At 56.7% G+C, this 26,018-nt stretch carries 25 protein-coding genes; 13 read left to right on the top strand and 12 right to left on the bottom strand.

Going from position 1 to position 26,018, the window contains the following annotated elements:
* Window position 1 precedes the first annotated feature (1 nt).
* The 5 genes from osmX to AC3WS9_RS11880 all read right to left on the bottom strand — a co-directional run bounded on the left by osmX (window position 2) and on the right by AC3WS9_RS11880 (window position 5,464).
* Window positions 2-901: an osmoprotectant ABC transporter substrate-binding protein OsmX gene (osmX, locus tag AC3WS9_RS11900; RefSeq protein ID WP_492488530.1), complete on the bottom strand. Its 900-nt coding sequence runs from the start codon at window positions 899-901 to the stop codon at window positions 2-4.
* A gap of 18 nt (window positions 902-919) precedes the next feature.
* The gene (gene osmY, locus AC3WS9_RS11895) at window positions 920-1,633 is read right to left on the bottom strand and encodes an osmoprotectant ABC transporter permease OsmY (RefSeq protein ID WP_285144584.1); all 714 of its coding nucleotides are present in this window, start codon (window positions 1,631-1,633) and stop codon (window positions 920-922) included.
* Between the two features lie 325 nt (window positions 1,634-1,958).
* Window positions 1,959-2,573, bottom strand: coding sequence for a Tat proofreading chaperone DmsD (gene dmsD, locus AC3WS9_RS11890; RefSeq protein WP_492488528.1), 615 nt, complete (start codon window positions 2,571-2,573; stop codon window positions 1,959-1,961).
* A gap of 12 nt (window positions 2,574-2,585) precedes the next feature.
* The gene (ynfE, locus tag AC3WS9_RS11885) at window positions 2,586-5,024 is read right to left on the bottom strand and encodes a selenate/tellurate reductase subunit YnfE (RefSeq protein WP_492488526.1); all 2,439 of its coding nucleotides are present in this window, start codon (window positions 5,022-5,024) and stop codon (window positions 2,586-2,588) included.
* 134 nt (window positions 5,025-5,158) lie between these two features.
* Window positions 5,159-5,464 carry a DUF1161 domain-containing protein gene (locus AC3WS9_RS11880; RefSeq protein WP_282493181.1) on the bottom strand — a complete coding sequence of 102 codons (306 nt, stop codon included), beginning with the start codon at window positions 5,462-5,464 and terminating at the stop codon, window positions 5,159-5,161.
* A 335-nt stretch (window positions 5,465-5,799) separates the two neighbouring features.
* Between AC3WS9_RS11880 and AC3WS9_RS11875 the strand changes: the two genes are divergently transcribed.
* Window positions 5,800-6,831 (top strand): methyltransferase, encoded by a 1,032-nt coding sequence (locus AC3WS9_RS11875; RefSeq protein WP_492488524.1) that lies wholly within the window; start codon window positions 5,800-5,802, stop codon window positions 6,829-6,831.
* Window positions 6,832-6,937: 106 nt separating this feature from the next.
* On the top strand, window positions 6,938-7,648 hold the full coding sequence (locus AC3WS9_RS11870; protein ID WP_492488522.1) for a YnfC family lipoprotein: 711 nt from the start codon (window positions 6,938-6,940) through the stop codon (window positions 7,646-7,648).
* A gap of 124 nt (window positions 7,649-7,772) precedes the next feature.
* Here AC3WS9_RS11870 and speG read toward each other — a convergent pair whose 3' ends face one another.
* Window positions 7,773-8,333: a spermidine N1-acetyltransferase gene (gene speG / locus AC3WS9_RS11865; RefSeq protein WP_285144579.1), complete on the bottom strand. Its 561-nt coding sequence runs from the start codon at window positions 8,331-8,333 to the stop codon at window positions 7,773-7,775.
* Between the two features lie 24 nt (window positions 8,334-8,357).
* Entirely contained in the window at window positions 8,358-8,696 is a 339-nt protein-coding gene (locus tag AC3WS9_RS11860; protein WP_282493177.1) for a DUF1283 family protein, read from the bottom strand.
* A 139-nt stretch (window positions 8,697-8,835) separates the two neighbouring features.
* Here AC3WS9_RS11860 and AC3WS9_RS11855 point away from each other — a divergent pair, with 139 nt between their 5' ends.
* From AC3WS9_RS11855 to AC3WS9_RS11830, 6 genes are all read left to right on the top strand, one after another.
* The gene (locus AC3WS9_RS11855) at window positions 8,836-9,162 is read left to right on the top strand and encodes a YnfA family protein (RefSeq protein WP_285144578.1); all 327 of its coding nucleotides are present in this window, start codon (window positions 8,836-8,838) and stop codon (window positions 9,160-9,162) included.
* 110 nt (window positions 9,163-9,272) lie between these two features.
* Window positions 9,273-10,487 carry a D-mannonate dehydratase ManD gene (manD, locus tag AC3WS9_RS11850; protein WP_492488519.1) on the top strand — a complete coding sequence of 405 codons (1,215 nt, stop codon included), beginning with the start codon at window positions 9,273-9,275 and terminating at the stop codon, window positions 10,485-10,487.
* A gap of 19 nt (window positions 10,488-10,506) precedes the next feature.
* On the top strand, window positions 10,507-11,790 hold the full coding sequence (locus tag AC3WS9_RS11845) for an MFS transporter (protein WP_282493174.1): 1,284 nt from the start codon (window positions 10,507-10,509) through the stop codon (window positions 11,788-11,790).
* 39 nt (window positions 11,791-11,829) lie between these two features.
* Window positions 11,830-12,849, top strand: a complete 1,020-nt coding sequence (locus AC3WS9_RS11840; RefSeq protein ID WP_285144575.1) for a Zn-dependent oxidoreductase — start codon at window positions 11,830-11,832, stop codon at window positions 12,847-12,849.
* A 51-nt stretch (window positions 12,850-12,900) separates the two neighbouring features.
* Window positions 12,901-14,271, top strand: coding sequence for an MFS transporter (locus AC3WS9_RS11835; protein WP_324724288.1), 1,371 nt, complete (start codon window positions 12,901-12,903; stop codon window positions 14,269-14,271).
* A 141-nt stretch (window positions 14,272-14,412) separates the two neighbouring features.
* A complete protein-coding gene (locus tag AC3WS9_RS11830; protein WP_492488516.1) occupies window positions 14,413-15,876 on the top strand; it encodes a mannitol dehydrogenase family protein in 1,464 nt (487 codons plus the stop codon).
* Window positions 15,877-15,919: 43 nt separating this feature from the next.
* On the opposite strand, the gene ydfZ is transcribed toward AC3WS9_RS11830, so the two are convergent.
* Window positions 15,920-16,123, bottom strand: a complete 204-nt coding sequence (gene ydfZ / locus AC3WS9_RS11825) for a putative selenium delivery protein YdfZ (RefSeq protein ID WP_282493170.1) — start codon at window positions 16,121-16,123, stop codon at window positions 15,920-15,922.
* Window positions 16,124-16,408: 285 nt separating this feature from the next.
* Between ydfZ and AC3WS9_RS11820 the strand changes: the two genes are divergently transcribed.
* Complete coding sequence (locus AC3WS9_RS11820; RefSeq protein WP_282493169.1) at window positions 16,409-16,840, top strand: universal stress protein; 432 nt, start codon at window positions 16,409-16,411, stop codon at window positions 16,838-16,840.
* Between the two features lie 43 nt (window positions 16,841-16,883).
* Here the strand turns inward: AC3WS9_RS11820 and AC3WS9_RS11815 are convergent, their stop codons facing one another.
* Window positions 16,884-17,570 carry a GntR family transcriptional regulator gene (locus AC3WS9_RS11815; RefSeq protein ID WP_492488513.1) on the bottom strand — a complete coding sequence of 229 codons (687 nt, stop codon included), beginning with the start codon at window positions 17,568-17,570 and terminating at the stop codon, window positions 16,884-16,886.
* Between the two features lie 91 nt (window positions 17,571-17,661).
* Entirely contained in the window at window positions 17,662-18,408 is a 747-nt protein-coding gene (gene ydfG, locus AC3WS9_RS11810) for a bifunctional NADP-dependent 3-hydroxy acid dehydrogenase/3-hydroxypropionate dehydrogenase YdfG (RefSeq protein ID WP_102103648.1), read from the bottom strand.
* A gap of 155 nt (window positions 18,409-18,563) precedes the next feature.
* Between ydfG and dcp the strand changes: the two genes are divergently transcribed.
* Window positions 18,564-20,594: a peptidyl-dipeptidase Dcp gene (gene dcp / locus AC3WS9_RS11805; RefSeq protein WP_492488511.1), complete on the top strand. Its 2,031-nt coding sequence runs from the start codon at window positions 18,564-18,566 to the stop codon at window positions 20,592-20,594.
* 111 nt (window positions 20,595-20,705) lie between these two features.
* Here dcp and AC3WS9_RS11800 read toward each other — a convergent pair whose 3' ends face one another.
* The gene (locus AC3WS9_RS11800; RefSeq protein ID WP_285150418.1) at window positions 20,706-21,695 is read right to left on the bottom strand and encodes a 2-hydroxyacid dehydrogenase; all 990 of its coding nucleotides are present in this window, start codon (window positions 21,693-21,695) and stop codon (window positions 20,706-20,708) included.
* 209 nt (window positions 21,696-21,904) lie between these two features.
* Here AC3WS9_RS11800 and AC3WS9_RS11795 point away from each other — a divergent pair, with 209 nt between their 5' ends.
* From AC3WS9_RS11795 to AC3WS9_RS11785, 3 genes are read left to right on the top strand one after another with little or no spacing between them, the layout of a single operon-like run.
* Window positions 21,905-24,544, top strand: a complete 2,640-nt coding sequence (locus tag AC3WS9_RS11795; RefSeq protein ID WP_492488509.1) for a YdbH family protein — start codon at window positions 21,905-21,907, stop codon at window positions 24,542-24,544.
* On the top strand, window positions 24,541-24,732 hold the full coding sequence (locus AC3WS9_RS11790; protein ID WP_282493163.1) for a YnbE family lipoprotein: 192 nt from the start codon (window positions 24,541-24,543) through the stop codon (window positions 24,730-24,732). The genes AC3WS9_RS11795 and AC3WS9_RS11790 overlap by 4 nt, the downstream gene beginning before the upstream one ends.
* Before the next feature lie 7 nt (window positions 24,733-24,739).
* Window positions 24,740-25,060 carry a YdbL family probable chaperone protein gene (locus AC3WS9_RS11785; protein WP_285150420.1) on the top strand — a complete coding sequence of 107 codons (321 nt, stop codon included), beginning with the start codon at window positions 24,740-24,742 and terminating at the stop codon, window positions 25,058-25,060.
* Here the strand turns inward: AC3WS9_RS11785 and feaR are convergent, their stop codons facing one another.
* A complete protein-coding gene (gene feaR / locus AC3WS9_RS11780) occupies window positions 25,061-25,969 on the bottom strand; it encodes a transcriptional regulator FeaR (protein ID WP_285144566.1) in 909 nt (302 codons plus the stop codon).
* Window positions 25,970-26,018 lie beyond the last annotated feature (49 nt).

Below are 26,018 nucleotides of genomic sequence, written 5' to 3'. Positions count from 1 at the left end.
CTTACAGCAGCTGCTTGCTACGCAGGAAATCACGGGCGACCTGCTGCGGTGACTGATGGTCGATATCAACCTTTTTGTTGAGCTCGGTGATAACGTCGTTGTTGAGCTGGCCGGAGAGGGTATTGAGCGCCTCTTCCAGGCCCGGATTGGCTTCCAGCGTGTCTTTGCGCACCACCGGCGTCACCGCGTAGCTCGGGAAGAAGCCTTTATCATCTTCCAGCACTTTCAGGTCGAAACCTTTCACGCGCCCGTCGGTGGTGTAGATAAGACCGGCATCGACAAAGCCATCGCGCACGGCGTTATAAACCAGACCGGGGTCCATCTGACGGATTTGCGGGCGATCCAGATCCATCTGGTAAGCCTCCTGCAGCGGCTTCATGCCGTCGCTACGCCCGGAAAATTCAAGGTCTAAGCCCAGCAGCCAGTTGTTGTCCGGATCGGTTTTACGGACCTGCTCAATTTTGGCGACCAGCTCGGACATGGTATTGATGTGTTCCGCGTCGGCGCGTTTGCGCTGCATGGCGAAGGCGTAGGTGTTGTTCATGTCCGCCGGTTTGAGCCACACCAGACCGTGTTTCGCGTCCAGGCGTTTCACCGTGTCGTACGACTCCTGCGGCGACATGCGTTTGTTGATGTGGTTGAAGATAATCAGCGACGTCCCGGTGTATTCCCACGTCATATCAATCTGTTTGTTGATCATCGCGTTACGGGAAATCACCGTCGCAATATTGGTCTGGGGCTGAACCTGAAACCCTTTCTTTTGCAGATACTGAACGGTCATGGCGGACAAGATATGCTGCTCGGTAAAGCTCTTGGTCGCCAGAATCAGCGGGGCGGCCTGGGCCTGGCTCACCAGAAACGCGGCGGCCACCAGCGCCGCCAGGCGTGAAAACAGTCTCATAAAAGCTCCTTGTTATTGTTATCGTGCGAGATGTGGGCTCATCAGACGGCCCAGTGCGGCCAGAAGCGTGTCCAGAATCAGCGCAAAGAGCGCTGTGGCCGCCGCACCCAGAATCAGCGTCGGGAAATCGTTCAGGTAGATGCCGGGGAAAATCAGCTCGCCGTAGCTGCTGGCGCCAATCAGGAACGCCAGCGGCGCGGTACCGACGTTAATCGCCGTGGCGATGCGGATGCCTGAGAGCATCACCGGCCAGGCGTTAGGGATCTCCACCTGACGCAGGCGTTGCCATTTGGTCATCCCGATCCCGTTCGCCGCTTCCAGCAGCGAAGCAGGCACTGAGCACAATCCCGCGTAGGTGTTACGCACAATCGGCAGCAGCGAGGCGAGGAACAGGGCGATGATCGCTGGTTTGTCGCCGATACCGAGCACCACCATCGCCAGCGCCAGAACGGCGAGCGGTGGCAGCGTGTTGCCGACGTTAAAGATTTGCATCACGTATTCGGCGGTGCCGCGTGCCGCCGGGCGGCTCAGCAAAATCCCGCTCGGAATACCGACCAGCAGGGCAAAGAACATCGAAGAGAAAACCAAAATCAGGTGCTGTTGACCGAGATACAGCAGGTCAACCTGGCGCGCTTTAATTGTATCCAGCCCAATGCCCCACGCGAGGAGCGCAAGAACGGCAACAATCGCGGCGATGAAAAGCAGCGTGCGTTTGACTAATGATGAGTGCATTGCGGTGTGTCTCCCTGTGCGCATGCGTTATTACCCGTCATACTTCAAGTAACTTGAATTATTTAGGGTATAGCAACCCATTGATTGCCTGTTGTTATGCCATGTTTCGGCAGGGGTACATGAGCTATAGCAAGCGATTGGGAAGGGTTCCAGCGAAGCGCTAAATCAGTTCACAGAAGTTAACAATGTAAACAGGGGGTTACGCCTTATGGGATAAGGCCTGAACGGGGTATGGGCAGAATAGTCCTAAAGGTATAACGGGGGAAGTGACACTGTAACAAGTCAGTGTTTCGCACGGCGGCAGATGCGCCGTGCGAAAAGAAGATTAGCGATAAAGCGGTTTGTCGGAAATGGGGATTAACAGTGACGACTGCCAGTCAGCCAGCGTCAGGCGGGCAAGCTGGGCCAGACCGGTGTAAAACGGATGCCCGGCCTGCTCAATAAACACCGTCAGGAAGCGTTGGCTCCACGGCAGCAAATGCCATGCCAGCAGTTGATCGCGCTCGGCGTCACGTCCGTTTTCAGCCAGCCAGGCGGCCAGCATCAGCAGCGTACCGAAATGGTCTTCCGGTTCGTTCTGCTGCATTTCGAACGCAATGTTGTTTTCCCGCATCCACTGGCGCAGGGCGAGGGTTGAATCGCCAAACAGCACCGATTCACGATCCAGCCACACCGAGCCCCACGGCGGCGCGGGCAGCGCCCACGGGCCGATAAACAGACGCTGCCAGGCGTCGGGCAGCGGCTCGTCGGACGGAGTGCGCAGGGTCTCTGCAATCGGCAGTAAGCTGGCTTGATCCAGCGGCCAGTCCTGATGCCAGTCGCTGGTGGTCAGAGCCGAAACCAGCGGCGCGGCCTGCTCGCTGTCTGGAGAAAAGTAAAACAAGGCTCCCAGCACCCGGGCAGACAATGCAAACGACTCACGCGGTAAAACTTCATTCATAACAACGTTCCTTTAAACCTTCTCGATCTGCACCAGGTTGGTGTGCTGCGGGTTGCCTTTCGCCAGCGGCGAAGGGCGATGTGTGGTCAGGGTATTGATACAGGAGCCGTGATCGACGCGGTCGCCGGTCATGTTGGCCTCGTGCCACGCGCCCTGGCCCATCGCGCTCACGCCAGGCATGATGCGCGGCGTCACCTTCGCCGGGATGCGCAGCTCGCCGCGGGCGTTAAACACGCGCACCAAATCGCCATTTTTAATGCCGCGCTGACCGGCATCGACCGGGTTCAGCCACACTTCCTGACGGCAGGCCGCCTGTAAGATATCAATATTGCCATAGCTGGAGTGAGTCCGGGCCTTAAAGTGGAAGCCAAACATCTGCAGCGGGAACTGGCTGCGCTCCGGCGCGTCCCAGCCGTCAAAGGTTGAGGCGTATACCGGCAGCGGGCTGATGGTCTCGTCTTTTTCCAGCTCCCAGCTGTTAGCGATTTTTGCCAGCTGGCTGGAGTAGATTTCAATTTTGCCCGACGGGGTTTTCAGCGGGTTGGCATCCGGGTCATCGCGGAATTTTTTGTACGCCACGAAATGACCGTTCGGATCTTTGCGCTTGTAAATCCCCATCTCTTTTAGCGCCTCGTAGGACGGCAGTTTTGGGTCTTTCTCCAGCATTTTGGCGTACAGAAGTTTCAGCCACTCTTCCTGGGTGCGGCCTTCGGTGAACTGCTGATACACATCCGGACCCAGGCGTTTCGCCACTTCGCTCATAATCCAGTAGATTGGTTTGCGCTCGAACTTCGGCGCGGTGACGGGCTGGAGGAAAATCAGATAGCCCATGTTGCCCGCGTAGTCGTTCGGAATAATGTCTTCCTGTTCGACGGTCATCAGGTCCGGCAGCAGAATATCGGCGTATTTCGCCGACGAGGTCATGAAGTTGTCGATCACCACGATGGTTTCGCACAGGGTTTCGTCCTGCAAAATGTCGTGGGTTTTGTTGATATCGGAGTGCTGGTTGGTGATGGTGTTTCCGGCGTAGTTCCAGATGAATTTGATCGGCACATCCAGCTTATCTTTCCCGCGCACGCCGTCGCGAGTGGCGGTCATCTCCGGACCACGGACAATGGCATCGGTCCAGCTAAAGCAGGAGATCTGGGTTTTAACCGGGTTATCCGGGAGCGGCATCCGCTCGATGGTGATGGTATAGGTGGATTCACGCGCGCCGCTGTTACCGCCGTTGATCCCCACGTTGCCGGTCAGAATTGGCAGCATGGCGATGGCGCGGGAGGTCAGTTCGCCGTTGGCCTGGCGCTGCGGTCCCCAGCCCTGGCAAATATACGCCGGTTTGGCGCTGCCGATTTCGCGCGCCAGTTTGATGATTCTGTCGGCGGGAATGCCGGTGATGCGCGACGCCCACTCAGGCGTTTTCGCCGTGCCGTCTTCGCCCTGACCGAGAATGTAGGCTTTGTAGTGGCCGTTGGCGGGCGCATCGGCAGGCAGCGTTTTTTCGTCGTAGCCGACGCAGTATTTGTCGAGGAACGGCTGATCGACGAGGTTTTCGTCTATTAACACCCATGCGATACCGGCGACCAGCGCGGCATCGGTGCCTGGGCGGATAGGGATCCACTCATCTTCACGCCCGGCGGCGGTGTCGGTGTAGCGCGGATCGATGACGATCATCCGTGCATTGGAGCGTTCACGCGCCTGCTCGAGGAAGTAAGTGATCCCGCCGCCGCTCATGCGCGTTTCCGCCGGGTTGTTGCCGAACATCACCACCAGTTTGGTGTTTTCGATATCCGAGGTGCTGTTGCCGTCGTTGGTGCCGTAGGTATAAGGCATGGCGCAGGCGATTTGCGCGGTGCTGTAGGTACCGTAATGGCTGAGGAAGCCGCCGTAACAGTTCATCAGGCGCGCCACCAGCGAGGCGTAAGGCGAAGAGCGCGTAATGTTGCCGCCGACAATCCCGGAGGAGTAGTTGATGTACACGGCTTCGTTGCCGTATTTCTCGACCACGCCTTTCAGGCTTTTGGTGATGGTATCCAGCGCTTCATCCCAGGAGATGCGCTCGAACTTGCCTTCGCCGCGTTTGCCCACGCGTCTCATCGGATAGTTCAGGCGATCGGGGTGGTTGATACGGCGGCGGATGGAGCGGCCACGAAGACAGGCGCGAACCTGATGGTTGCCGTAGATATCTTCGCCGGTGTTGTCGGTTTCGACCCAGTAAACTTCGTCGTCTTTGACGTGCAGTCGCAGGGCGCAGCGGCTGCCGCAGTTGACCGAACAGGCACCCCAGACCACTTTATCGGCGGCAGGCTGAACCGCCTGTTGCACGGCAGCGGCGGCGCTTTTCAGGCCGAAGGGGAGAGAGAGCCCTCCGGCAGCGAGTGCCAGAGAGCCAATTGCAGTGGATTTCACCAAAGCTCGACGGCTGATCCCGCCGTGATGTTCGACATCGGACATGACTCACTCCATCTTTGTCATTACGTATGAGATTGACCCACGAATACAACCGGGCGACAGATGGAGTGAGTGTTACTCATTCAGGGGTAATAAACTTTAATCCTTATCAAGCTAAGGGAAATCCCGCAGAGAAATTACTGCGGTTCGGCCGGAGCATTATCCTGCGTGCCGGCGCCACCCGCTGGCGCGCTGCTGCTGCCGGTGCGGGTATAGAGAATTTTAAAGGTATCGTTGGCGCAATGGCCTACCACCTGGGCATCAGCCTGATCGGCCTGGTCGTTAGGGACGATGTTCAGGGTAAAACCCGACTCAGGGACACCGTTGTTAATAATGCGCTGTTGAATATCGCTTTTCACGCGCTCGCAGGAGTCGGGGGCGGCCAGCACCGCAGGAGAAATACTGGTTAACAGCAGCGCGGTAATCCAGGGTAACCGTTTCATATCTTGCTCCTTATCTCTGTGTGTGGACTTTATTTTAGCAGGGATAATGTAAATAGCTGTATTGCAGAGAAATTTTCTGAAAAATCTGAGAGGTCAATTTATCATTATTATGTGCGTGCTGTGATTATTTATTTCGGCGATGAGTAGCCTTCTAATAAAGCCAATTGTTGGCCATATTCCTGTACAGGGTTCATCAGGTCGTGGATTTAAATTGCCATGATGATAAAAAAGAATAAAAGTTATTTGATGGCTAATTTATTTAATCCCATTAGGCTTGATGGCGGACGTTTCATTTTCATTCTGTACTTTTAAATTATCGTCACAGGAGAAACAAAATGTTAAACCAAAAAAGTTTATCGGATAAAGAACGTCGGGATGGTATGTATGTTTTAGAGCAAAGCATGGGGTTTGTCTGGCAGGCTGCACTGCGCACCGCGGCGTTATTACGGGTTGCGGATCATCTTAAAGAGGAAGCGAAAACCGCTGAACAGCTCGCGCAGGAGCTGCACGTGGATGCCGGGTTTTTATACCGTGTGTTGCGAACCCTGGCTTCGCGCGACGTATTTAAAATGACTGACGACGGTCTGTTCAGCCTCACGCCTGCCGCCGAGTTTCTGCGCTCGGACACCCCGTACTCCCTGCTTGAAGGGGTGCTGATGCTAACGGATAAAACCATGTGGCAGCCCGCAGGCGAAATGACGGATATCGTCAAAGGCAAACCGGTCTTTAACGAATTATTTGGCATGCCTTTTTACGAATACTGGGGGACGAAAAAAACGCCGTCAGGCGACGACGGTTTTCACGCCGGGATGGCATCCATGTCGAGCGTAGAAAACGATATTCTGGTGGATAATTATCCCTTCCCGGAACATGCCACGGTCGTGGATATTGCCGGTGGGCTGGGGAATCTTCTGTTAACAGTTTTACGCCGCAATCCAACGCTGCACGGTATTTTATTCGATCGTCCAAACGTTCTCACTGAAAATAGCCTGCATTTATTGGGGGATGATTCGCGCTGGGAAACCGTGGCCGGGAGTTTTTTTGAAGCTTGTCCGGTCGCAGATATTTATATGCTGAAATATATTTTGATGGACTGGCCGGACGACAAAGCCAGCCAGATATTAAAAACCTGCCGCAAAGCAATGAAACCCAGCTCCCGTTTATTAATTCTCGAGCCGATGATTAAAGATCAGGATAACGAACAGGGGAGGTATGAGATGGATCTTATCCTGCTGTCGGGTTTCGACGGCGGACGCGCCCGCACCGAGAAAGAGTATGCACACATGTTAGGGGAAGTGGGGCTGAAAATTAATCGGGTCATTCATACACCGTCCTATCTGTCGATTGTGGAGGCGGTTCTGGCCTGAGGTGGGTCACACGTAAAGTCATAAATTGCCGGTGCGGTTTCGCTATAATGTTGACATCTAAATTGGCTAAAATGATTGGGATTAACTTCCACGCATCGGTGAGAATGTGAAGAAACTAGCAGTAATGATTGGGCTGACAAGTATGCTGGCAGGATGCGATAACAGCTCCGCGCCGCTGTCGTTTACGCCGGAAATGGCGAGCTTTTCGAACGAATTTGATTTTGATCCCCTGCGCGGGCCGGTAAAAGACTTCACCCAGACGCTGTTCAATGAGAAAGGGGAAGTGAGCAAACGCGTCACGGGATCGCTCTCGCAGGAAGGGTGTTTCGATACCCTCGAACTGCACGATCTTGACGCCAACACCGGCGTGGCGCTGGTGCTGGACGCCAATTTTTATCTTGATGCCGAAACCCAGCAGCAGAAAATTAAGCTGCAGGGGAAATGCCAGCTGGCTGAACTCCCGGCCGCAGGCGTGACCTGGGATACGGACGATAATGGTTTTATCGTGACCGCCCACGGCAAGGCGATGGAAGTGAAGTATCGCTACGACGCGGACGGTTATCCGCTGGGGAAAACCACGGTGTCAGGCGATCAGCATCTGTCGGTGTCGGCCACGCCGTCGAAAGACAAGCGTAAGAAGCTCGATTATTCCGCCATCAGCCTGCTCAACGACAAACCGCTGGGTACGGTGAAGCAGAGCTGTGATTACGATCGTCACGACAACCCGGTGAGCTGTGAGTTGCAGATGACGGACGACAGCGTCAAACCGGCGGTCGAGCACAAGTACACGATTAAAAACAGTATTGAATATTATTGATTGTCGGCAAATGCGCGGTTTGTAAAACCGCCCGGCGGCACTTCGTTTGCGCGGGCCTACAACGGCATATTGTGTGGATTTTGTAGGCCGGGTAAGGCGAAGCCGCCACCCGGCAACAAACGCATCACTGGGCCGTAGGCTTCAGGAGGTGAGAACCTGCCGCTTTGTGTTCTGCCAGATATTTATCCTGGAAAATACACATACGAATGGTGTTGCGGTACTCGCCGTTAATAAAGAACTCATGAATCAGTTCGCCTTCCACCATAAATCCAAGCTTACGGTAAATATGGATGGCTTTTTCATTCTCTTTATCCACGATCAGATACAGCTTATACAGGTTGAGGACCGTAAATCCGTAGTCCATCGCCAGTTTCGCTGCACGCGTCGCAAGGCCCTTGCCCTGGTATTCCGGCGAAATAATAATCTGAAACTCCGCCCGGCGGTGGACGTGGTTGATCTCAACCAGTTCGACCAGACCGGCTTTTTCCCCGTCACACTCGACAACGAAACGGCGCTCGCTCTGGTCGTGAATATGTTTATCGTACAGATCTGACAGCTCGACAAACGCCTCGTAAGGCTCTTCAAACCAGTAGCGCATCACGCTGGCGTTGTTGTCGAGCTGGTGAACAAAGCGCAAATCCTCGCGCTCCAGCGGTCTGAGTTTTACCGTTAACGGGCTGGCCATAATCATCCTTTCTGGCTGTGGAAATTAAGGTGCTACCGTGCGGCCGGTGCGACGATCCAGGCAGCGCAGGGTGTTTGGCTCCCAGTAGGCGTTGACGTTCGCGCTTTGCTGACAGTTATCACGCGCATCAAAGGCGACGTCATCTTTGTCCCACTCTTTTTCGGCGCGTTTATTCACTTTCTGACGCAGGCTGCGGGTGTCATTCCATTGTTCTTTGTCCATGGCAGCATTCTGACGACTTTGCGCGCTGTCACCGGATTCAATGATCAGTTTGCTGGTATCGGCAGACGCTGGCGCGCTGAAGGCAAACGCCGTCAGGGTGAGCATCGCCGCCAGGCTGAGGCGTTGGCTTAATGTACTCATTGCATGTTCCTTGTAGTGGGTGTACCCGTTGCCAATTCTACACCAATCCGAAAAGGTGGCATACCCACGCGGCTGGGATGGAAAAGGTCGCGCCATTATCGCGTATCATGGTTAAACCTATTCTCACTCACTCGGCAAAATGATTAAAACAACCTTACTTTTCTTTGCGACTGCTCTGTGCGAAATCATCGGCTGCTTCCTGCCATGGCTGTGGTTGAAACGCGGGGCGTCCGTGCTGTTGCTGCTCCCTGCGGGGATCGCGCTGGCGCTGTTTGTCTGGCTTCTGACCTTACATCCGGCGGCCAGCGGGCGGGTCTATGCGGCTTACGGCGGGGTGTATGTCTGCACGGCGCTTATCTGGCTGCGGGTCGTTGATGGCGTGAAGCTTAGCGCCTATGACTGGGCGGGGGCGCTGATTGCGTTGTGCGGGATGTTGATCATCGTAGCGGGCTGGGGACGCGCATAAGCGTCTTTATTTGTGATCCATGGATGATTTTTTGATCGCTATACTTGTATGGTAGTCGTGTAATTGCGTAAGTTTCTTGCATCACAACGAGCGATGTAAGGAACTGGATCATGAAAATTGTCGGGGCCGAAGTCTTTGTCACCTGCCCGGGGCGTAATTTTGTCACTCTGAAAATCACCACCGACGACGGCATCGTCGGCCTGGGTGATGCCACTCTTAACGGACGCGAGCTCTCCGTTGCCTCCTACCTTAAAGATCACGTTTGTCCGCAGCTGATTGGCCGCGATGCGCACCGCATCGAAGATATCTGGCAGTTCTTCTATAAAGGCGCCTACTGGCGGCGCGGGCCGGTCACCATGTCGGCGATTTCTGCCGTCGATGTGGCCCTGTGGGATATCAAAGCCAAAGCCGCCGGTATGCCGCTTTATCAGTTATTGGGCGGCGCATCGCGCGAAGGTGTCATGGTTTATTGCCACACCACCGGGCATACCATTGACGATGTGCTGGAAGATTATGCCCGTCACAAAGAGCTGGGGTTCAAAGCGATCCGCGTGCAGTGCGGCGTGCCGGGGATGAAAACCACCTACGGAATGGCGAAAGGAAAAGGGCTGGCCTACGAACCGGCGACCAAAGGCCACTGGCCGGAAGAGCAACTCTGGTCCACGGAAAAATACCTCGATTTCACCCCCAAACTGTTCGACGCCGTGCGCAACCAGTTTGGCTTCAACGAACATCTTCTCCACGACATGCACCACCGCCTGACCCCGATCGAAGCCGCGCGCTTTGGCAAGAGCATCGAAGAATTCCGCATGTTCTGGATGGAAGATCCGACGCCTGCCGAAAACCAGGAATGCTTCCGCCTGATCCGCCAGCACACGGTCACGCCGATTGCCGTCGGGGAGGTGTTCAACAGCATCTGGGACTGCAAACAGCTGATTGAAGAGCAGCTGATCGATTACATCCGCACCACCATCACCCACGCGGGCGGGATCACCGGGATGCGCCGGATCGCCGATTTCGCCTCCCTGTATCAGGTACGCACCGGCTCGCACGGCCCGTCGGATCTGTCACCGATTTGCCACGCCGCCGCGCTGCATTTCGACCTGTGGGTGCCGAACTTCGGCGTTCAGGAGTTCATGGGCTACTCCGAGCAAATGCTGGAAGTGTTCCCGCACAGCTGGACTTTCGATAACGGCTATATGCATCCGGGCGACAAACCGGGTATCGGCATCGAATTCGACGAAAAACTGGCTGCGAAATACCCGTATGACCCGGCGTATCTCCCGGTCGCGCGCCTGGAAGATGGCACCTTGTGGAACTGGTAAATTGAGATCGGGAGTCCGTATGACAACTGAAACCATCAATACTGAAAGCTTAACCAAGCCTGCCCGAATCAAAAAAATACAGACAATCACCCTGGTGCTGCTATTTCTGGCCGGAATTGTCAATTTTCTCGACCGTTCGTCCTTGAGCGTGGCCGGGGAAGCGATTCGCGGCGAGATGGGGCTATCCGCCACGGAATTTGGCTTTTTGCTTTCCGCATTTTCACTCTCGTACGGACTGGCGCAGCTGCCGTCAGGGATCTTGCTCGACCGCTACGGCCCGCGGCTGGTGCTGGGCGCTGGGGTGATCTTCTGGTCACTGATGCAGGCCCTGACGGGCATGGTGAACTCCTTTAGCCATTTCATCCTGCTGCGCATCGGCTTAGGCATCGGTGAAGCGCCCTTTATGCCCGCCGGGGTGAAGTCGATTACCGACTGGTATGTGCAGAAAGAGCGGGGGACGGCGCTGGGGATTTTTAACTCTTCCACCGTGTTAGGCCAGGCGATTGCGCCGCCAATCCTGGTGACGATGCAAATCCTCTGGGGCTGGCGGGCGATGTTCGTAATCATCGGTCTACTGGGTGTGGCGGTCGGGGTTTGCTGGTACGCCTGGTATCGCAACCGCGCGCAGTTCGCGTTCCAGCCCGACGAGCGCGAATACCTTTCCGCGCCGGTCAAACCGCGCCCGACGTTACAGTTCAGCGAGTGGATTGCGCTGTTCAAACGCCGCACCACCTGGGGGATGATCTTAGGTTTCTCCGGCGTGAACTACACCGGCTGGCTGTATATCGCCTGGCTGCCCGGCTATCTGCAGGCACAGCAGGGCTTTAGCCTGGCGAAAACCGGCTGGGTCTCGGCGATCCCGTTCCTCGCGGCCGCCGTCGGGATGTGGGTCAACGGGCTGGTGGTCGATGCCCTCGCCAAAAAAGGCTATGACCTCGCCAGAACGCGCAAAACGGCGATTGTGGTGGGCTTGATCCTGTCGGCGTTAGGCACGCTGCTGGTGGTGCAATCCTCGTCTCCGGCGGAAGCCGTCACCTTTATCTCTTTAGCCCTGTTCTGCGTCCATTTTGCCGGTACCTCGGCGTGGGGGCTGGTGCAGGTGATGGTCTCGGAAAGCAAAGTCGCCTCCGTGGCCGCCATTCAGAACTTCGGCAGCTTTGTCTTCGCCTCCTTCGCGCCCATCGTCACCGGCTGGATCGTCGACAAAACGCACTCCTTTAATCTCGCCCTGGTGGTCGCGGCCTGCGTCACCTTTGTCGGGGCGATGTGTTACCTGTTTATTGTGAAACACCGGATTGATTAAGTTCTCTATAACAATGAGTGAGATCCGCCAGGAGCAACCATGAAAAGTATTGTGATTCAAAAACCGAACGCGCTGCTGATTGAAGAACGTCCGCTGCCTGCGCCCGCCGCAGGGGAAGTGCGGGTCAAAATTAGCCTCGCCGGGATCTGCGGTTCCGACAGCCATATCTATCGCGGCCATAACCCGTTCGCCAAATATCCGCGCGTCATCGGGCATGAGTTCTTCGGCGTGATTGACGCGCTCGGTGAAGGCGTGGAGGCCGGGCGTCTGGGGCAGCGCGTCTCCGTCGATCCGGTTATCAGTTGCGGACACTGCTGGCCGTGCTCGGTCGGCAAACCCAACGTCTGCACCTCGCTGGTGGTGCTGGGCGTGCATCGTGACGGCGGGTTCAGCGAATACGCCGTCGTCCCGGCAAAAAATGCGTGGACGATCCCGGATGCGATTCCCGACCGTCACGCGGTGATGGTGGAGCCCTTCACCATTGCGGCTAACGTCACCGGACACGCGCAGCCGACGGACCAGGATATCGCGCTGATCTACGGTGCCGGTCCGATGGGCCTCGTCACCGTTCAGGCGCTGAAAGGCGTCTACAAGGTGAAGCAGGTGATCGTGGTCGACCGGATTGACGAGCGGCTGGAGATGGCGAAACGCAGCGGCGCGGACTGGACGTTCAACAACGCAGAACAGTCGCTGCAGGCGGCGCTGGAAGAGAAAGGGATTAAACCGACGTTAATCGTTGATGCCGCCTGTCATCCGACGATCCTCCAGGAGGCGATTACCCTCGCGTCGCCGGGCGGGCGCATCGTGCTGATGGGCTTCTCCAGCGAACCGAGTCAGGTCGCGCAGCAGGGGATCACCGGCAAAGAGCTGTCGATCTTCTCCTCGCGCCTCAACGCCAACAAATTCCCGGTGGTCATCGACTGGCTGGAAAAGGGGCTGATCGACCCAGATAAACTGATCACTCACTCTTTTGACTATCACCACGTCACCGACGCCATCGAACTGTTTGAGAAAGACCAGCGGCAGTGCTGCAAGGTCTTGCTCACGTTCGGCCAATAACAACAAACGCGGTTACGTGGTACGCATCTTACCTACACAGAGATAGCCATTATGACTCAGACACAACCTCAAAGAACGACGTCGGATCTGGTGAAAGCAGCGGTGTCCGGCTGGCTTGGCACCGCGCTGGAATTCATGGATTTCCAGCTCTATTCGCTGGGTGCGGCGCTGGTCTTTCACGAGATCTTCTTCCCGGAGCAGTCCGCCGCGATGGCGTTGATTCTGGCGATGGGGACTTACGGCGCAGGCTATATTGCGCGCATCGTCGGGGCCTTTATCTTCGGCAAAATGGGCGACCGCATTGGGCGTAAAAAGGTGCTGTTTATCACCATCACCATGATGGGGATCTGCACCACGCTGATTGGCGTCCTGCCGACCTATGCACAGATCGGGATTTTTGCCCCGGTGCTGCTGGTGACGCTGCGTATTATCCAGGGGCTGGGCGCGGGAGCCGAGATTTCCGGCGCGGGAACCATGCTGGCGGAGTACGCGCCGAAGGGGAAACGCGGCATTATTTCGTCCCTGGTGGCGATGGGCACCAACTGCGGCACCCTGAGCGCCACGGCGATCTGGGCGGTGATGTTCTTTGCTCTCGACCGCGAAGAGCTGGTGGCCTGGGGCTGGCGCGTGCCGTTCCTCGCAAGCGTGGTGGTGATGATCTTTGCCATCTGGCTGCGAATGAACCTCAAAGAGAGTCCGGTGTTTGAGAAGGTGAACGACGAAAGCAGCCCGGTGGTGACGGCGGAAGAAACCTCGCTCGGCGCGATGTTCAAAAGCAAATCCTTCTGGCTGGCGACGGGGCTGCGTTTTGGTCAGGCGGGGAACTCGGGCCTGATCCAGACTTTCCTGGCGGGCTATCTGGTGCAGACGCTGCTGTTTAATAAAAGCATCCCGACCGACGCGCTGATGATCAGCTCCATTCTCGGGTTCATCTCCATCCCGCTGCTGGGCTGGCTCTCGGATAAAGTCGGGCGCCGTCTGCCGTACATTTTGCTCAACATCTCCGCCATTATCCTGGCGTACCCGATGCTGTCGATTATTGTCGATAAAAGCTACAGCCCGGGCGTGATCATGTTGTCGATCATCGTCATTCACAACTTTGCGGTGCTGGGGCTGTTCGCGCTGGAAAACATCACCATGGCGGAGATGTTTGGCTCGCGCAATCGCTTTACCCGTATGGCGATTTCGAAAGAGGCCGGTGGTCTGGTGGCGGTCGGTTTCGGCCCGGTACTGGCGGGGATTTTCTGTAACATGACCGGATCCTGGTGGCCGATTGTGGCGATGATGGTGGTCTATTCCGTCATTGGCCTGGTGTCAGCCGTGCTGATGCCGGAAGTGCGCGACCGCGATCTGAGCCTCGCGGAAGACGCCGCCGAAAAAGCCGTTTCCGCGGTGCCCCTGGGTCACAGGGTGAATCTGTAAGTGAAAGAGGGCGGGAAGGTCATTCCCGCCTTTTCTTCTCTTCTTGTATGGTAGTTGATGGAAATCAAAGATGTCATACCAATTGCGTGAGATGGTCTACCTCCTCAGATTCGACGACTCCTCACTAAAATGAGCCTCCTCATGAATAATAAATTGTTGAATGCCAAAGCGTCACTTCCTGCCTACGACCGTAACAACCTGGTGCCACGCATCGTGCACCTCGGTTTCGGCGCATTCCACCGTGCCCATCAGGCGGTTTATACCGATATCCTCGCGGCTGAACACGGCAGCGACTGGGGCTACACCGAAGTGAACCTGATTGGCGGCGAACAGCAGATTGCCGATCTTAAGGCCCAGGATAATCTCTATACCGTGGCAGAAATGTCTGCCGACGCCTGGACCGCACGCGTGGTCGGCGTCGTGAAAAAAGCGCTTCACGCGCAGGTAGATGGTCTGGAAACCGTGCTGGCCGCTATGTGCGAGCCGCAGGTGGCGATTGTCTCGCTCACCATCACTGAAAAAGGCTACTGCCACGCCCCGGCGACCGGCCAGCTGATGCTCGATCACCCGCTGATCGCCGCCGATCTGCAAAACCCGCATCAGCCAAAATCTGCGCCCGGCGTAGTGGTTGAAGCCCTGGCACGCCGCAAAGCGGCAGGTTTACCGGCGTTCAGCGTGATGTCCTGCGACAACATGCCGGAGAACGGCCATGTGATGTGTAACGTCACCTGCGCCTATGCCCGCGCCGTCAACGCTGAACTGGCAGACTGGATCGAAGCGAACGTGACGTTCCCGTCGACGATGGTGGATCGTATTGTTCCGGCCGTTACCGCCGAAACGCTGGATAAAATCGAACACATTACCGGCGTGCGCGACCCGGCTGGTGTGGCCTGCGAACCCTTCCGCCAGTGGGTGGTGGAAGACAACTTTGTCGCCGGGCGTCCTGAGTGGGAAAAAGCGGGTGCCGAACTGGTGGCAGACGTGATCCCGTTCGAAGAGATGAAACTGCGCATGCTCAACGGCAGCCACTCTTTCCTCGCCTATCTCGGCTACCTGGCGGGCTATCAGCACATCAACGACTGTATGGAAGACGAGAACTATCGTCATGCCGCGCATGCGTTAATGCTGAACGAACAAGCGCCAACCCTGAAAGTGAAGGGTGTTGATCTGGCCCGTTACGCTGATTTGCTCATCGAGCGCTACAGCAACCCGGCGCTGCGTCATCGCACCTGGCAAATCGCGATGGATGGCAGCCAGAAGTTACCGCAGCGTATGCTCGATTCTGTGCGCTGGCATCTGGCGCATCAGCGCAGTTTCCCGCTGCTGGCGCTGGGCGTAGCTGGCTGGATGCGTTATGTCGGCGGCGTGGATGAAAGCGGAAACGCGATCGAAGTCTGCGATCCGCTGCTGAGCACTATTCAGGCGGCGGTTAACGGCAGCGCAGAGGGTGAAAGCCGCGTGAAAGCGCTGTTAGGTATCGAGGCGATTTTCGGCAATGAACTGCCGCTGGAAGCCCGCTTTGTGGATGCGGTCATGAGCGCGTACAAGATGTTGCTGGAGCAGGGCGCGAAGGCGACCGTGGCGCAGGTACTTTCTCAGAAGTAATCTCTTATCATGCCGCCGCGTGCGGCGGCATGTCATTGCACACTCAGTGCATGCCAAGACGAATCAGTTCAATCGGTTCGAACTTGCCTTCACAACCTTCCACTTCAACCGTTTTGCTGCGGCGAACCTGCGCGGCATCCAGACCTTCGGCATGGATAGCGCGGATAATCCCGGTGTGTCCGGTGCCGTTAATCATCACTCGGCTGCCGGTGGTAATAGCGTTGCGGTTGCGATCGTAAGTCATCATGGTTATTTCTCCTCTTCTCTACACATCACGGCTCTCTTTTTTACAGCCGCTGACGGGAGAATATAAATACGCCTCTTGCGACAACATTTTTTTGTTTTTGATCAAGCTCACACTTTTTTGTCTGCATTTTATCCGCGCTGACCCGGGCCGACGCAAATTGACAAAACGGACAATTGTTTTCGTTTATTGATAGTTCCGCCAGTGAACGGTTTAGCCTTTGTTTCAAATAGCCATGTCACTCTTAAGTCAGATAAGTAATTATTTTATTTGGATAAGGAAGGGCTTATGTACAAGAAAATATTAATGCCTGTGGACGTATTTGAAATGAACCTCAGCGATAAAGCGGTGCGCCACGCCGAGTTCCTCGCGAAGGCGGACAACGCCACCATCACCTTGCTGAACATCCTGCCGCTCAGCAGCCGTTCGTTGCTGCGCGGGTTCAACTCTGACATCAAAAAGTTTGAGGCCTATATGGTCGCTGAGTCAGAGAAAAAGATGAATGAATTAAAACGGTTATTTGATATCGCGCCAGAGAATATTCGCACCGAAGTGCGCTTCGGTAATGTTCGCGATGAGATTATCAGTATCAGTAATAAAGAGGATTATGAGGTGATTGTGATCGGCTCAAAGACGCCGGGAATATCCAGCCACTTACTCGGCTCCAATGCGGAATCCGTTATCCGTTATGCCAAAATACCGGTCTTAGTCGTACGTTAATTCGTACGCCGCATCCCGGAATATCGTCGGGATGCGGTCATGATTAATCTTCCGAAAACCAGTCGCTATTTTCCTGGCGAATAAGCTGCACCGACTCGCCAATTTCCTGCAAATGCACGGTCATCGCTTTAACGACTGCCTCACCGTCGCGCTTTTCCAGCGCGGCGAATATATCGTGGTGCTGACGCAGCAGCATTTCCGGCGGTGAGACGTGATCGAGGCTCATATAGCGCACGCGGTCCATCGTCGCTTTAATATTCTCAATGGTGTCCCACGCCAGCTGACAGTCGGCAATTTGCGCCAGCTTCTGATGGAATTCGTCGTCGAGCTGGAAAAAGTCATTCAGCTGCTTACGCTCAATCGCAATCCGCTGCTGGTGGAGATTCTGTTCCAGCAGGTAGCACTGATGATCGTCAACCAGAGATGCCGCCCGGCGCACCACCGCGCACTCGATCGCCTGACGGACGAAACAGCCGTTGCGCACCTGCGAGAGGGAAATTTTATTTACGTAGCTGCCGCGCTGGGGGCGGATCTGAATCAGACCGTTTTCGGCCAGTTTAATAAAGGCTTCACGAACCGGCTGACGCGACACGTCGAAGCGAACCGAAACCTCTTTTTCAGAGAGCGGGGTGCCTGGCGGGATCAGGCAATGAACGATATCACGCCGTAAAATGCGATAAATTTGCTGATTAACAGGCTGGGTAGGGTTCAGTTGCGATTCGGCGGCCATGGGATGTGGTTTCTCAAAGAGTTAACGCTCTAATACTACCATTCTTTTGCAGGGCATCCCATACCCGACCCGCAGGCCGGGCAGGGAAGGATCAGCCGCGATGCACGCTTAAACCGGCAAAGCTCTGGCTGACAGGCATCATTTCCACGGTATTGATGTTGACGTGTTTTGGCAGCGTCGCGACCCACCAGACGGTTTCAGTCACATCTTCCGGGGTCAGGGCCTCGGTGTTTTCATAGGTTTTACCCGCTTTCGCGTCGTCACCTTTGAAACGCACGTTGGAGAACTCGGTCCCGCCCACCAGACCCGGCTCGATATCCGTCACGCGGATCGCCGTGCCGTGCAGGTCGGTGCGCAGGTTCAGGCTGAACTGACGTACAAAGGCTTTGGTCGCCCCGTACACGTTCCCGCCCGCATAAGGCCAGCTTCCTGCGGTCGAACCGATGTTGATCACATGGCCACGATTACGTTCAACCATGCCCGGCAGCACCGCGCGGGTCATGTACACCAGACCTTTGTTGTTGGTGTCGATCATGTTTTCCCAGTCTTCCACGCTGGCTTTGTGCGCAGGCTCCAGACCCAGCGCCAGCCCGGCGTTGTTCACCAGAATATCAATGGCGCGCCACTCTGCGGGCAGGTTAGCGAGCATCTCTTCAATGGCCGCGCGATTACGCACGTCGAGCTGCGCGGTCAAAATGCTGTCGCCGAGCTCATCTTTCAGCTCCTGCAAACGCTCCTGACGACGGCCCGTTGCAATCACTTTGTGTCCGTTGGCGACGAAGCGACGCGTGATGCTTTCACCAAAACCCGCTGTTGCCCCGGTAACTAATACGATCATCTCACTGTTCCTCAACGCTTTTTGTGTTGTGTAACCATAGCATGCTGGTGGGGAGTGCGTTAAGACGACTTTTGTTACCTGACGTATGCGAAGCATTGCAGCCCGCCGCGGCCTGTCCTACTCTGGGTGGATTATTGTGTGCCCAGGAGTCAACGATGTCGGTTTCCAATCCGTTTTTTGAAGTCAGCGTATTGCCTTATCAGGCGCCTCGATTCGATCTCATCGAAGAGAGCCACTACCGCCCGGCATTTGACGAAGCGATGCGCCAGAAGCGCGCAGATATTGATGCCATTATTGCTAACGCCGCCGCACCCGATTTTGCCAATACTATTCTGGCGCTGGAAAAAAGCGGCGCGATGTTGTCCCGCGTCAGCAGCGTGTTTTTCGCCATGACCTCAGCGCATACCAACGACTATTTGCAGGAGCTCGACGAAGCGTTCTCCACCGAGCTGGCGGGGCTGTCCAACGATATCTGGCTCAATAACACGCTGTTTGCCCGCGTGGAGTCGGTATGGGAAGGGCGCGATTCGCTGGATGCGGAGTCGCGCAGGCTGGTGGAAGAGCTCCACCAGCGCTTTATTCTGGCGGGCGCACAGCTCACCGATGAACAAAAAGCGGAGCTCAAAGCGCTAAACACCGAAGCGGCGTCGCTCACCAGCCAGTTCAACCAGCGGCTGCTGGCCGCCGACAAAGCGGGCGGTCTGGTGGTGGATGATGTTCATCAGCTCGACGGCTTAAGCGAGGATGAAATTGCGACTGCCGCGCGTGCTGCCGCTGAAAAAGGGCTGGCCGATCGCTGGCTGATTCCGTTGCTCAATACCACGCAACAACCGGCGCTGGCGGCGCTTAACGATCGTCAGACGCGGGAAAATCTGTTCAAAGCAGGCTGGATTCGCACCCAAAAGGGCGACGAAAACGACACTCGCGAAATCGTGATTCGACTGGCACAACTGCGCGCCCGCCGCGCACAGCTGCTTGGGTTCGACAGCTACGCCAGCTGGAGCACCGCCGATCAGATGGCGAAAACGCCTGATGCGGCGCTGAAATTTATGCGCGGGATCGTCCCTGCCGCAAAGGCGCGTGCCGAGCGCGAACAGGCGGATATCCAGAAGGTCATTGAGGGAGACTTCAGCGTTCAGGCCTGGGACTGGGCGTACTACGCCGAGCGCGTGCGTCTGGAGAAATACGCTCTCGATGAGTCGCAGATCAAACCCTATTTTGCGCTGGACACCACTCTGCGCGACGGTGTGTTCTGGGCAGCCAGCCAGCTGTTTGGCATTCGCTTTGTCGAGCGTTTCGATATTCCGGTTTACCATCCGGACGTGCGCGTCTGGGAGATCTTCGATCATACCGGGGAAGGCATGGCGCTGTTCTACGGTGATTTTTTCGCGCGGGATTCCAAAGGCGGCGGGGCGTGGATGGGGAATTTCGTCGAGCAATCTCACGAATTCGCCGCGCGTCCGGTGATCTACAACGTCTGCAACTACCAGAAACCCGCCGCGGGCCAGGCGGCGCTGCTCTCCTGGGACGATGTGATCACCCTGTTCCATGAGTTCGGCCATACGCTGCACGGCCTGTTTGCCGATCAGCGCTTCGCCACGCTTTCCGGGACTAACACGCCGCGCGATTTTGTGGAATTCCCGTCGCAAATTAACGAGCACTGGGCCAGCCATCCGCAGGTGTTCGCCCACTATGCCCGTCACTATCAGACCGGCGAGCCGATGCCGGATGCCCTGCGTGAGAAAATGCTCAGCGCGACGCAGTTCAACAAAGGCTACGACATGACGGAGCTGCTGAGCGCCGCGCTGCTGGACATGAACTGGCACGGCATCGGGGCGCAGGAGACCATCCGCGATGTTGATACGTTTGAATCCGCGGCGCTGAAAAAAGAGGGGCTGGATCTGCCCGCCGTACCACCGCGCTATCGCAGCAGCTATTTCGCGCACATTTTCGGCGGCGGCTATGCGGCGGGGTACTACGCCTATCTGTGGACGCAGATGCTGGCCGACGACGGCTATCAGTGGTTTGTCGAGCAGGGCGGGTTAACGCGTGAAAACGGGCAGAGATTCCGTGAGGCGATTTTGTCGCGTGGGAACAGCAGCGATCTGGAAGCCTTATATCGTGACTGGCGAGGGCACGATCCGTTGATCGAGCCGATGTTGAAGAATCGTGGGTTGAGCAACTAACGCCCGGCGGCGCTGCGCTTGCACGGGCCTACAAAATCGTAGGCCGGGTGGCGCTTGCATGGGTCTACAAAACCGTAGGCCGGGTAAGCGCCAGCGCCACCCGGCTATCCATCACGCGACTTCGTTCGGACAATCTTCGCCATTCTCGAGCTGCTTCAGATTCCCGAGCGTCGTTTCCGAAATACTGATCAGCGCCTCAGCGGTCAAAAACGCCTGGTGCCCTGTGAACAGCACGTTGTGGCAGGCGGACAGACGGCGGAACACGTCGTCCTGAATCACGTCGTTAGACTTATCTTCAAAGAACAGATCGCGTTCGTTCTCGTACACGTCCATCCCCAGTGCGCCGATTTTCTGCGTTTTCAGGGCTTCAATCGCTGCCTGAGAATCGATCAGACCGCCACGGCTGGTGTTGATGATCATCACCCCGTCTTTCATCTGCTCAAATGCGCTTTGATTCAGCAGGTGATAGTTCTCCGCCGTCAGCGGGCAGTGCAGGGAGATCACATCCGACTCGGAAAGCAGGGTCGGCAGATCGACATACTCCACGCCCAGCTCCAGGGCCGCCGCGCTTGGGTACGGATCAAACGCCAGCAGACGCATTCCGAAACCTTTCAGGATCCGCAGCGCCGCGACGCCGATTTTACCGGTGCCGATCACGCCCGCCGTTTTACCGTACATGGTAAAGCCGGTAAGGCCTTCGAGAGAGAAGTTGGCATCACGGGTGCGCTGATAAGCGCGGTGAATACGTCGGTTGAGGGACATCATCATGCCGATGGCATGTTCCGCCACCGCTTCCGGGGAGTAGGCCGGGACGCGCACCACTTTCAGACCCAGCTCTTTCGCCGCGTCCAGATCGACGTTGTTAAAGCCCGCGCAGCGCAGCGCGATGTACTTCACGCCGTGCTTTTTCAGCTCTTCCAGCACCGGACGGCTGCCGTCGTCGTTGACGAAAATACACACCGCTTCGCATCCGTTCGCCGTTTTGGCGGTTTTTTCGGTCAACAGAAAGTCAAAAAATTCGAGCTCGAATCCGTAAGCCTCGTTAACATGTTGCAGATACTTTTTATCGTACTGTTTTGTGCTATATACCGCGAGTTTCATAAGACTTTCTCCAGTGATTTTACCATCACGTTAGCATGATTAAAATAATCTTACAATTTATAAAAATTTATTGAATTCAATAAGTTCTATCAATAATTCTAGAGCAACTATCCTTAAAACTGGCGTTGACTTCAACTGACTGGCTAAACATGCCACAATGACGGGCACTGTCGGCTTATTTTTTCGCTAAATCAGGATATTAACTGCCCATGAGGGGTAAATACAAAGCCGCAATTGCGCTATTGCTGTTGATCATTTTGTTGCCGCTGACGCTGCTGATGACGCTCGCCCAGTGGGTACCGACCCTTGCCGGGATCTGGCTCCCCGTGGGGACGCGCATTGCCTTCGAGAAAAGCCCGCGCCTGACGCGCAACCAGATTGTGATCCCCGATCTTCGCTACCTCGTGGAGGACTGCGAAATCGCCCGCGTGGAAAACGCCACCCTGTCGCACCCCAGCCGCTGGAAGCTGGACGTTGGCGCGCTCGATCTCAATACCGCCTGCCTGAGCAAACTTCCGCAGGCGGAGCAGGCCAACACCGCACCCAAAACCCTCGCCGAGTGGCAGTCGATGCTGCCCAATACCTGGCTGACAATCGATCGCTTAACGCTCTCCCCGTGGCAGCAGTGGCAGGGCCAACTCAAGGTCTCATTAACGCCCTCCGTCCAGGAAGTCACCTATCAGGGCGAACAGGTGAAAGTGCGCGGGAAACTTCGCGGACAAGACCTGACGGTCAGCGAGTTCGAAGTTCATCTCCCGGATTACCCGCAGCCGATCCGCCTGGCAGGGGAATTCACGCTGCCGCTGATACCAGACGGCGTGCCGGTGAAAGGCCACGCGGAAGCGACCCTGACCGTACCGCAAATCCCGTCTCCGGTGGATGCCGATCTCGACTGGGAAGAGAACCGCGGCCAGCTGGTCCTGACCGCCCGCGATAACCCCGATCCGCTGCTGGATTTGCCGTGGCGACTCACCGCCGAACAGCTGACGATCAGCGACGGGCGCTGGCACTGGGATCTTACCGGTCTGCCGTTAAGCGGGCGCGTGGGGCTGAAAGTGGATAACTGGCAGCAGGGGCTGGAAAACGCCACCTTTACCGGTCGTCTGAACGTGCTGACCCAGGGCGATGGGGGGAAAGGCAACGCCGTGCTGACCCTCGGGCCGGGCAAGCTGAGCATGGACAACAGCGCCATGCCGCTGCAGGTGACGGGCGAAGCCAAGCAGGGCGATCTGATCCTCTACGCCATTCTTCCTGCGCAGCTGACGGGCAGCCTCGTCGATCCGCTCCTCTCTTTTGAACCCGGCGCGCTGCTGCGCTCGCGCGGTCGGGTGATTGATTCTCTGAATATCGACGAAATCCGCTGGCCGCTGGCAGGCGTCAAACTCTCGCAGAAGGGCGTAGATGGGCGATTACAAGCCATTCTCAAAGCCCATGAAAACGAAATGGGCGATTTTGTCCTGCATCTCGACGGCCAGGCGAACGACTTCCTGCCGGACAGCGGCCTGTGGCAGTGGCGTTACTGGGGCGACGGTCATTTCACGCCGATGAACGCCCGCTGGGACGTGGCTGGCAAAGGCGAATGGCGCGACAGCACCATCGAACTGACGCAGCTGTCGACCGGTTTCGACAAACTGCAGTACGGGACCATGCTGGTGAACAAGCCGCGCCTGGTGCTGGATCAGCCGGTGCGCTGGCTGCGCGGGGAAAATAATCCGCACTTTAGCGGGGCGCTTTCGCTGGATGCGGAGCAGACCTCGTTCTCCGGCGGCAGCGTGCTCCCGCCGTCGACCCTGAAATTCAGCGTCGACGGCACGGACCCGACCTTCTTCCAGTTCAAAGGCGATCTGCACGCGGCAGACATCGGCCCGGTTCAGGTGAACGGTCGCTGGGACGGGGAGCGTCTGCGCGGTCAGGCCTGGTGGCCGAAACAGTCCCTGACGGTGTTCCAGCCGCTGGTGCCGCCTGACTGGAAAATGAATTTGCGCGACGGCGAGTTGTACGCCCAGGTGGCGTTTTCTGCCGCCGCCGGGCAGGGTTTTGAAGCGGGCGGTCACGGCGTGCTGAAAAGCGGCAGTGTCTGGATGCCGGATAACCAAATCAACGGCGTCGATTTTGTCCTGCCGTTCCGTTTTAGCGAAGGCACCTGGTCGCTGGGCACGCGCGGCCCGGTCACGCTGCGTATCGCCGAGGTGGTGAACCAGGTCACCGCACGCAATATCACCGCGGATCTGCAGGGCGATTACCCGTGGAGCGAACAGAATCCGCTGCTGCTGACCAACGTCAGCACCGACGTGCTGGGCGGGAAAATCACCATGCAGCAGCTGCGGATGCCGCAGCACGATCCGGCCCTGCTGCGGGTGCAGAATATCTCCGCCAGCGAGCTGATCAGCGCCGTGAATCCTAAACAGTTTGCCATGTCCGGCCCGGTGAGCGGGGCGCTGCCGTTCTGGCTGGAGAATGAAAAATGGATCATCAAAGACGGCTGGCTGACCAACCCCGGTCCGATGACTCTGCGTATCGACAAAGACACGGCGGATGCGATCGTCAAGGACAACATGGCGGCAGGCGTGGCGATTAACTGGCTCCGTTATATGGAAATTTCTCGCTCGTGGACGAAAATCAATGTAGATAATTTGGGTGTGTTGACCATGCAATCGGCCATCAGCGGCACCAGCCGCGTCGACGGAAAAAGCAACACCGTGCACCTCAATTACACTCACGAAGAGAATCTTTTTACCCTGTGGCGCAGCCTGCGCTATGGGGATAATTTACAGGCATGGCTTGAGCAACACGCGGCGTTACCGGATGCCCGCTGTCAGGCAGGCAAGGAATGTGAGGAACAACAATGAAAAATCTGGCAGGCTTGGCCGGCGTGATCATGGTCGCGATGCTCTCGGGCTGTACGCCGCGTATTGAAGTCGCGGCCCCGAAAGAGCCGATCACCATCAATATGAACGTCAAAATCGAGCACGAGATCCACATCAAAGTGGATAAAGACGTCGAAACCCTGCTGAAATCGCGCAGCGATCTGTTCTGAGGATGCCATGAAACGACTTCTTGCAATCGGTCTGCTGGTGTTAGGCGTAAGCGTTCAGGCGCAGGCAATCACCTTGAATGAAGCCCGCGCGCAGGGCCTGGTCGGCGAAACCCTGAGCGGCTACATCGCACCGCTACGCCAGGACAAACAGACGCTGGCGCTGGTGAACGAAATCAACGCCGCGCGCACGGAAAGCTATCAGAAACTGGCGGACAGCAATAACCTGCCGGTGGATGAGGTGGCGAAAATGGCCGGACAAAAACTGGTGGCCCGCGCGCAGCCGGGCGAATACGTGAAGGGCATTAACGGGAAGTGGCTGAAGAAGTGATCAGCGGTAGCGCTTGCGGTACTCGCCTGGCGACACGCCGAAGCGCTGTTTAAACGCCGTCGAGAAGTGGCTATGGTCGGCAAAGCCCCAGCTGTAGCCAATCCCCGCCAGTTTTTCATCATCGCCTGTCGCGCGTAACACCTGCGCGCACAGGTCCAGCCGCCGGTTTTTGATGTACTGCGCCACCACCAGCCCTTTATCGGCAAACATGCGATACAGACTGCGCACGGACATTCCGCTCTCGGTGGCGATCCACTCCGGGCGCAGGGCTTCCGACTGAATGTGGGAGTCAATCAGCGACAGCACATTCTGGAACTGACGCTCTTTGCGCGGCGGCGCGGTTTCACGCTGCTGAAACGCCGGGCGCAGCAGACACACCATCGCCTCCAGCGCCGCTTCGCTCTCCATATCGCTCAGCTGCGCGTTATCCATGCTCTCCTGCAAAAGACGATAGCTCAGCTGTACGGTCGGCAGGGTGCGCGACAGTTTGTGCGCGCAGCTCACCTCCTGAAAACGGCACTGCTGCTCCAGAATTTGACGCGGAAGTAACAGGGAAATCTGGCGCGACTTGTCGTGCCAGTAGATCGAGCAGGGGCGCGAGGCGTCGATCAGGGTAATGTCGCCCGCTTCGATCACTATCTGCTTATCGTCCTGCTCCAGGGTGGCGTTGCCTTCCAGCTGAAACACGGTGTAGAACCACGCGTCGTTGCTGGTTTTGATCTCCTGACGGGTGCGGAACAGGTTAACGCCCGCCGCGGTGACGGTGCTGAGTTTCAGACTTCTGGCGTAGCTGGTTTCCAGTTCGCCGAGGAACGGACCGGCCAGCGGACGCGCGGCAAAGCTGCCACACACCTGATTAATTTGCGCCAGCCACTGCTGATATTTTTCCTGCTCGCTTGCACACGCCATCTTTCATCTCGCTGCACTTAATGTTTTTGCATTGTTGCATTTGTGTTGC

This window comes from Lelliottia sp. EB106-05-01-XG201 (assembly GCF_058791735.1).
Note: the sequence above shows the minus strand (reverse complement) of the source record. Positions and strands in the feature narration are given on the sequence as shown.

Bases quoted from the DNA above. Each gene is read 5' to 3' on its own strand.
- osmX (WP_492488530.1), bottom strand. From the start codon at position 901: ATGAGACTGTTTTCACGCCTGGCGGCGCTGGTGGCCGCCGCGTTTCTG.
- osmY (WP_285144584.1), bottom strand. From the start codon at position 1,633: ATGCACTCATCATTAGTCAAACGCACGCTGCTTTTCATCGCCGCGATT.
- dmsD (WP_492488528.1), bottom strand. From the start codon at position 2,573: ATGAATGAAGTTTTACCGCGTGAGTCGTTTGCATTGTCTGCCCGGGTG.
- ynfE (WP_492488526.1), bottom strand. From the start codon at position 5,024: ATGTCCGATGTCGAACATCACGGCGGGATCAGCCGTCGAGCTTTGGTG.
- AC3WS9_RS11880 (WP_282493181.1), bottom strand. From the start codon at position 5,464: ATGAAACGGTTACCCTGGATTACCGCGCTGCTGTTAACCAGTATTTCT.
- AC3WS9_RS11875 (WP_492488524.1), top strand. From the start codon at position 5,800: ATGTTAAACCAAAAAAGTTTATCGGATAAAGAACGTCGGGATGGTATG.
- speG (WP_285144579.1), bottom strand. From the start codon at position 8,333: ATGGCCAGCCCGTTAACGGTAAAACTCAGACCGCTGGAGCGCGAGGAT.
- AC3WS9_RS11860 (WP_282493177.1), bottom strand. From the start codon at position 8,696: ATGAGTACATTAAGCCAACGCCTCAGCCTGGCGGCGATGCTCACCCTG.
- AC3WS9_RS11855 (WP_285144578.1), top strand. From the start codon at position 8,836: ATGATTAAAACAACCTTACTTTTCTTTGCGACTGCTCTGTGCGAAATC.
- manD (WP_492488519.1), top strand. From the start codon at position 9,273: ATGAAAATTGTCGGGGCCGAAGTCTTTGTCACCTGCCCGGGGCGTAAT.
- AC3WS9_RS11845 (WP_282493174.1), top strand. From the start codon at position 10,507: ATGACAACTGAAACCATCAATACTGAAAGCTTAACCAAGCCTGCCCGA.
- AC3WS9_RS11840 (WP_285144575.1), top strand. From the start codon at position 11,830: ATGAAAAGTATTGTGATTCAAAAACCGAACGCGCTGCTGATTGAAGAA.
- AC3WS9_RS11835 (WP_324724288.1), top strand. From the start codon at position 12,901: ATGACTCAGACACAACCTCAAAGAACGACGTCGGATCTGGTGAAAGCA.
- AC3WS9_RS11830 (WP_492488516.1), top strand. From the start codon at position 14,413: ATGAATAATAAATTGTTGAATGCCAAAGCGTCACTTCCTGCCTACGAC.
- ydfZ (WP_282493170.1), bottom strand. From the start codon at position 16,123: ATGATGACTTACGATCGCAACCGCAACGCTATTACCACCGGCAGCCGA.
- AC3WS9_RS11820 (WP_282493169.1), top strand. From the start codon at position 16,409: ATGTACAAGAAAATATTAATGCCTGTGGACGTATTTGAAATGAACCTC.
- AC3WS9_RS11815 (WP_492488513.1), bottom strand. From the start codon at position 17,570: ATGGCCGCCGAATCGCAACTGAACCCTACCCAGCCTGTTAATCAGCAA.
- ydfG (WP_102103648.1), bottom strand. From the start codon at position 18,408: ATGATCGTATTAGTTACCGGGGCAACAGCGGGTTTTGGTGAAAGCATC.
- dcp (WP_492488511.1), top strand. From the start codon at position 18,564: ATGTCGGTTTCCAATCCGTTTTTTGAAGTCAGCGTATTGCCTTATCAG.
- AC3WS9_RS11800 (WP_285150418.1), bottom strand. From the start codon at position 21,695: ATGAAACTCGCGGTATATAGCACAAAACAGTACGATAAAAAGTATCTG.
- AC3WS9_RS11795 (WP_492488509.1), top strand. From the start codon at position 21,905: ATGAGGGGTAAATACAAAGCCGCAATTGCGCTATTGCTGTTGATCATT.
- AC3WS9_RS11790 (WP_282493163.1), top strand. From the start codon at position 24,541: ATGAAAAATCTGGCAGGCTTGGCCGGCGTGATCATGGTCGCGATGCTC.
- AC3WS9_RS11785 (WP_285150420.1), top strand. From the start codon at position 24,740: ATGAAACGACTTCTTGCAATCGGTCTGCTGGTGTTAGGCGTAAGCGTT.
- feaR (WP_285144566.1), bottom strand. From the start codon at position 25,969: ATGGCGTGTGCAAGCGAGCAGGAAAAATATCAGCAGTGGCTGGCGCAA.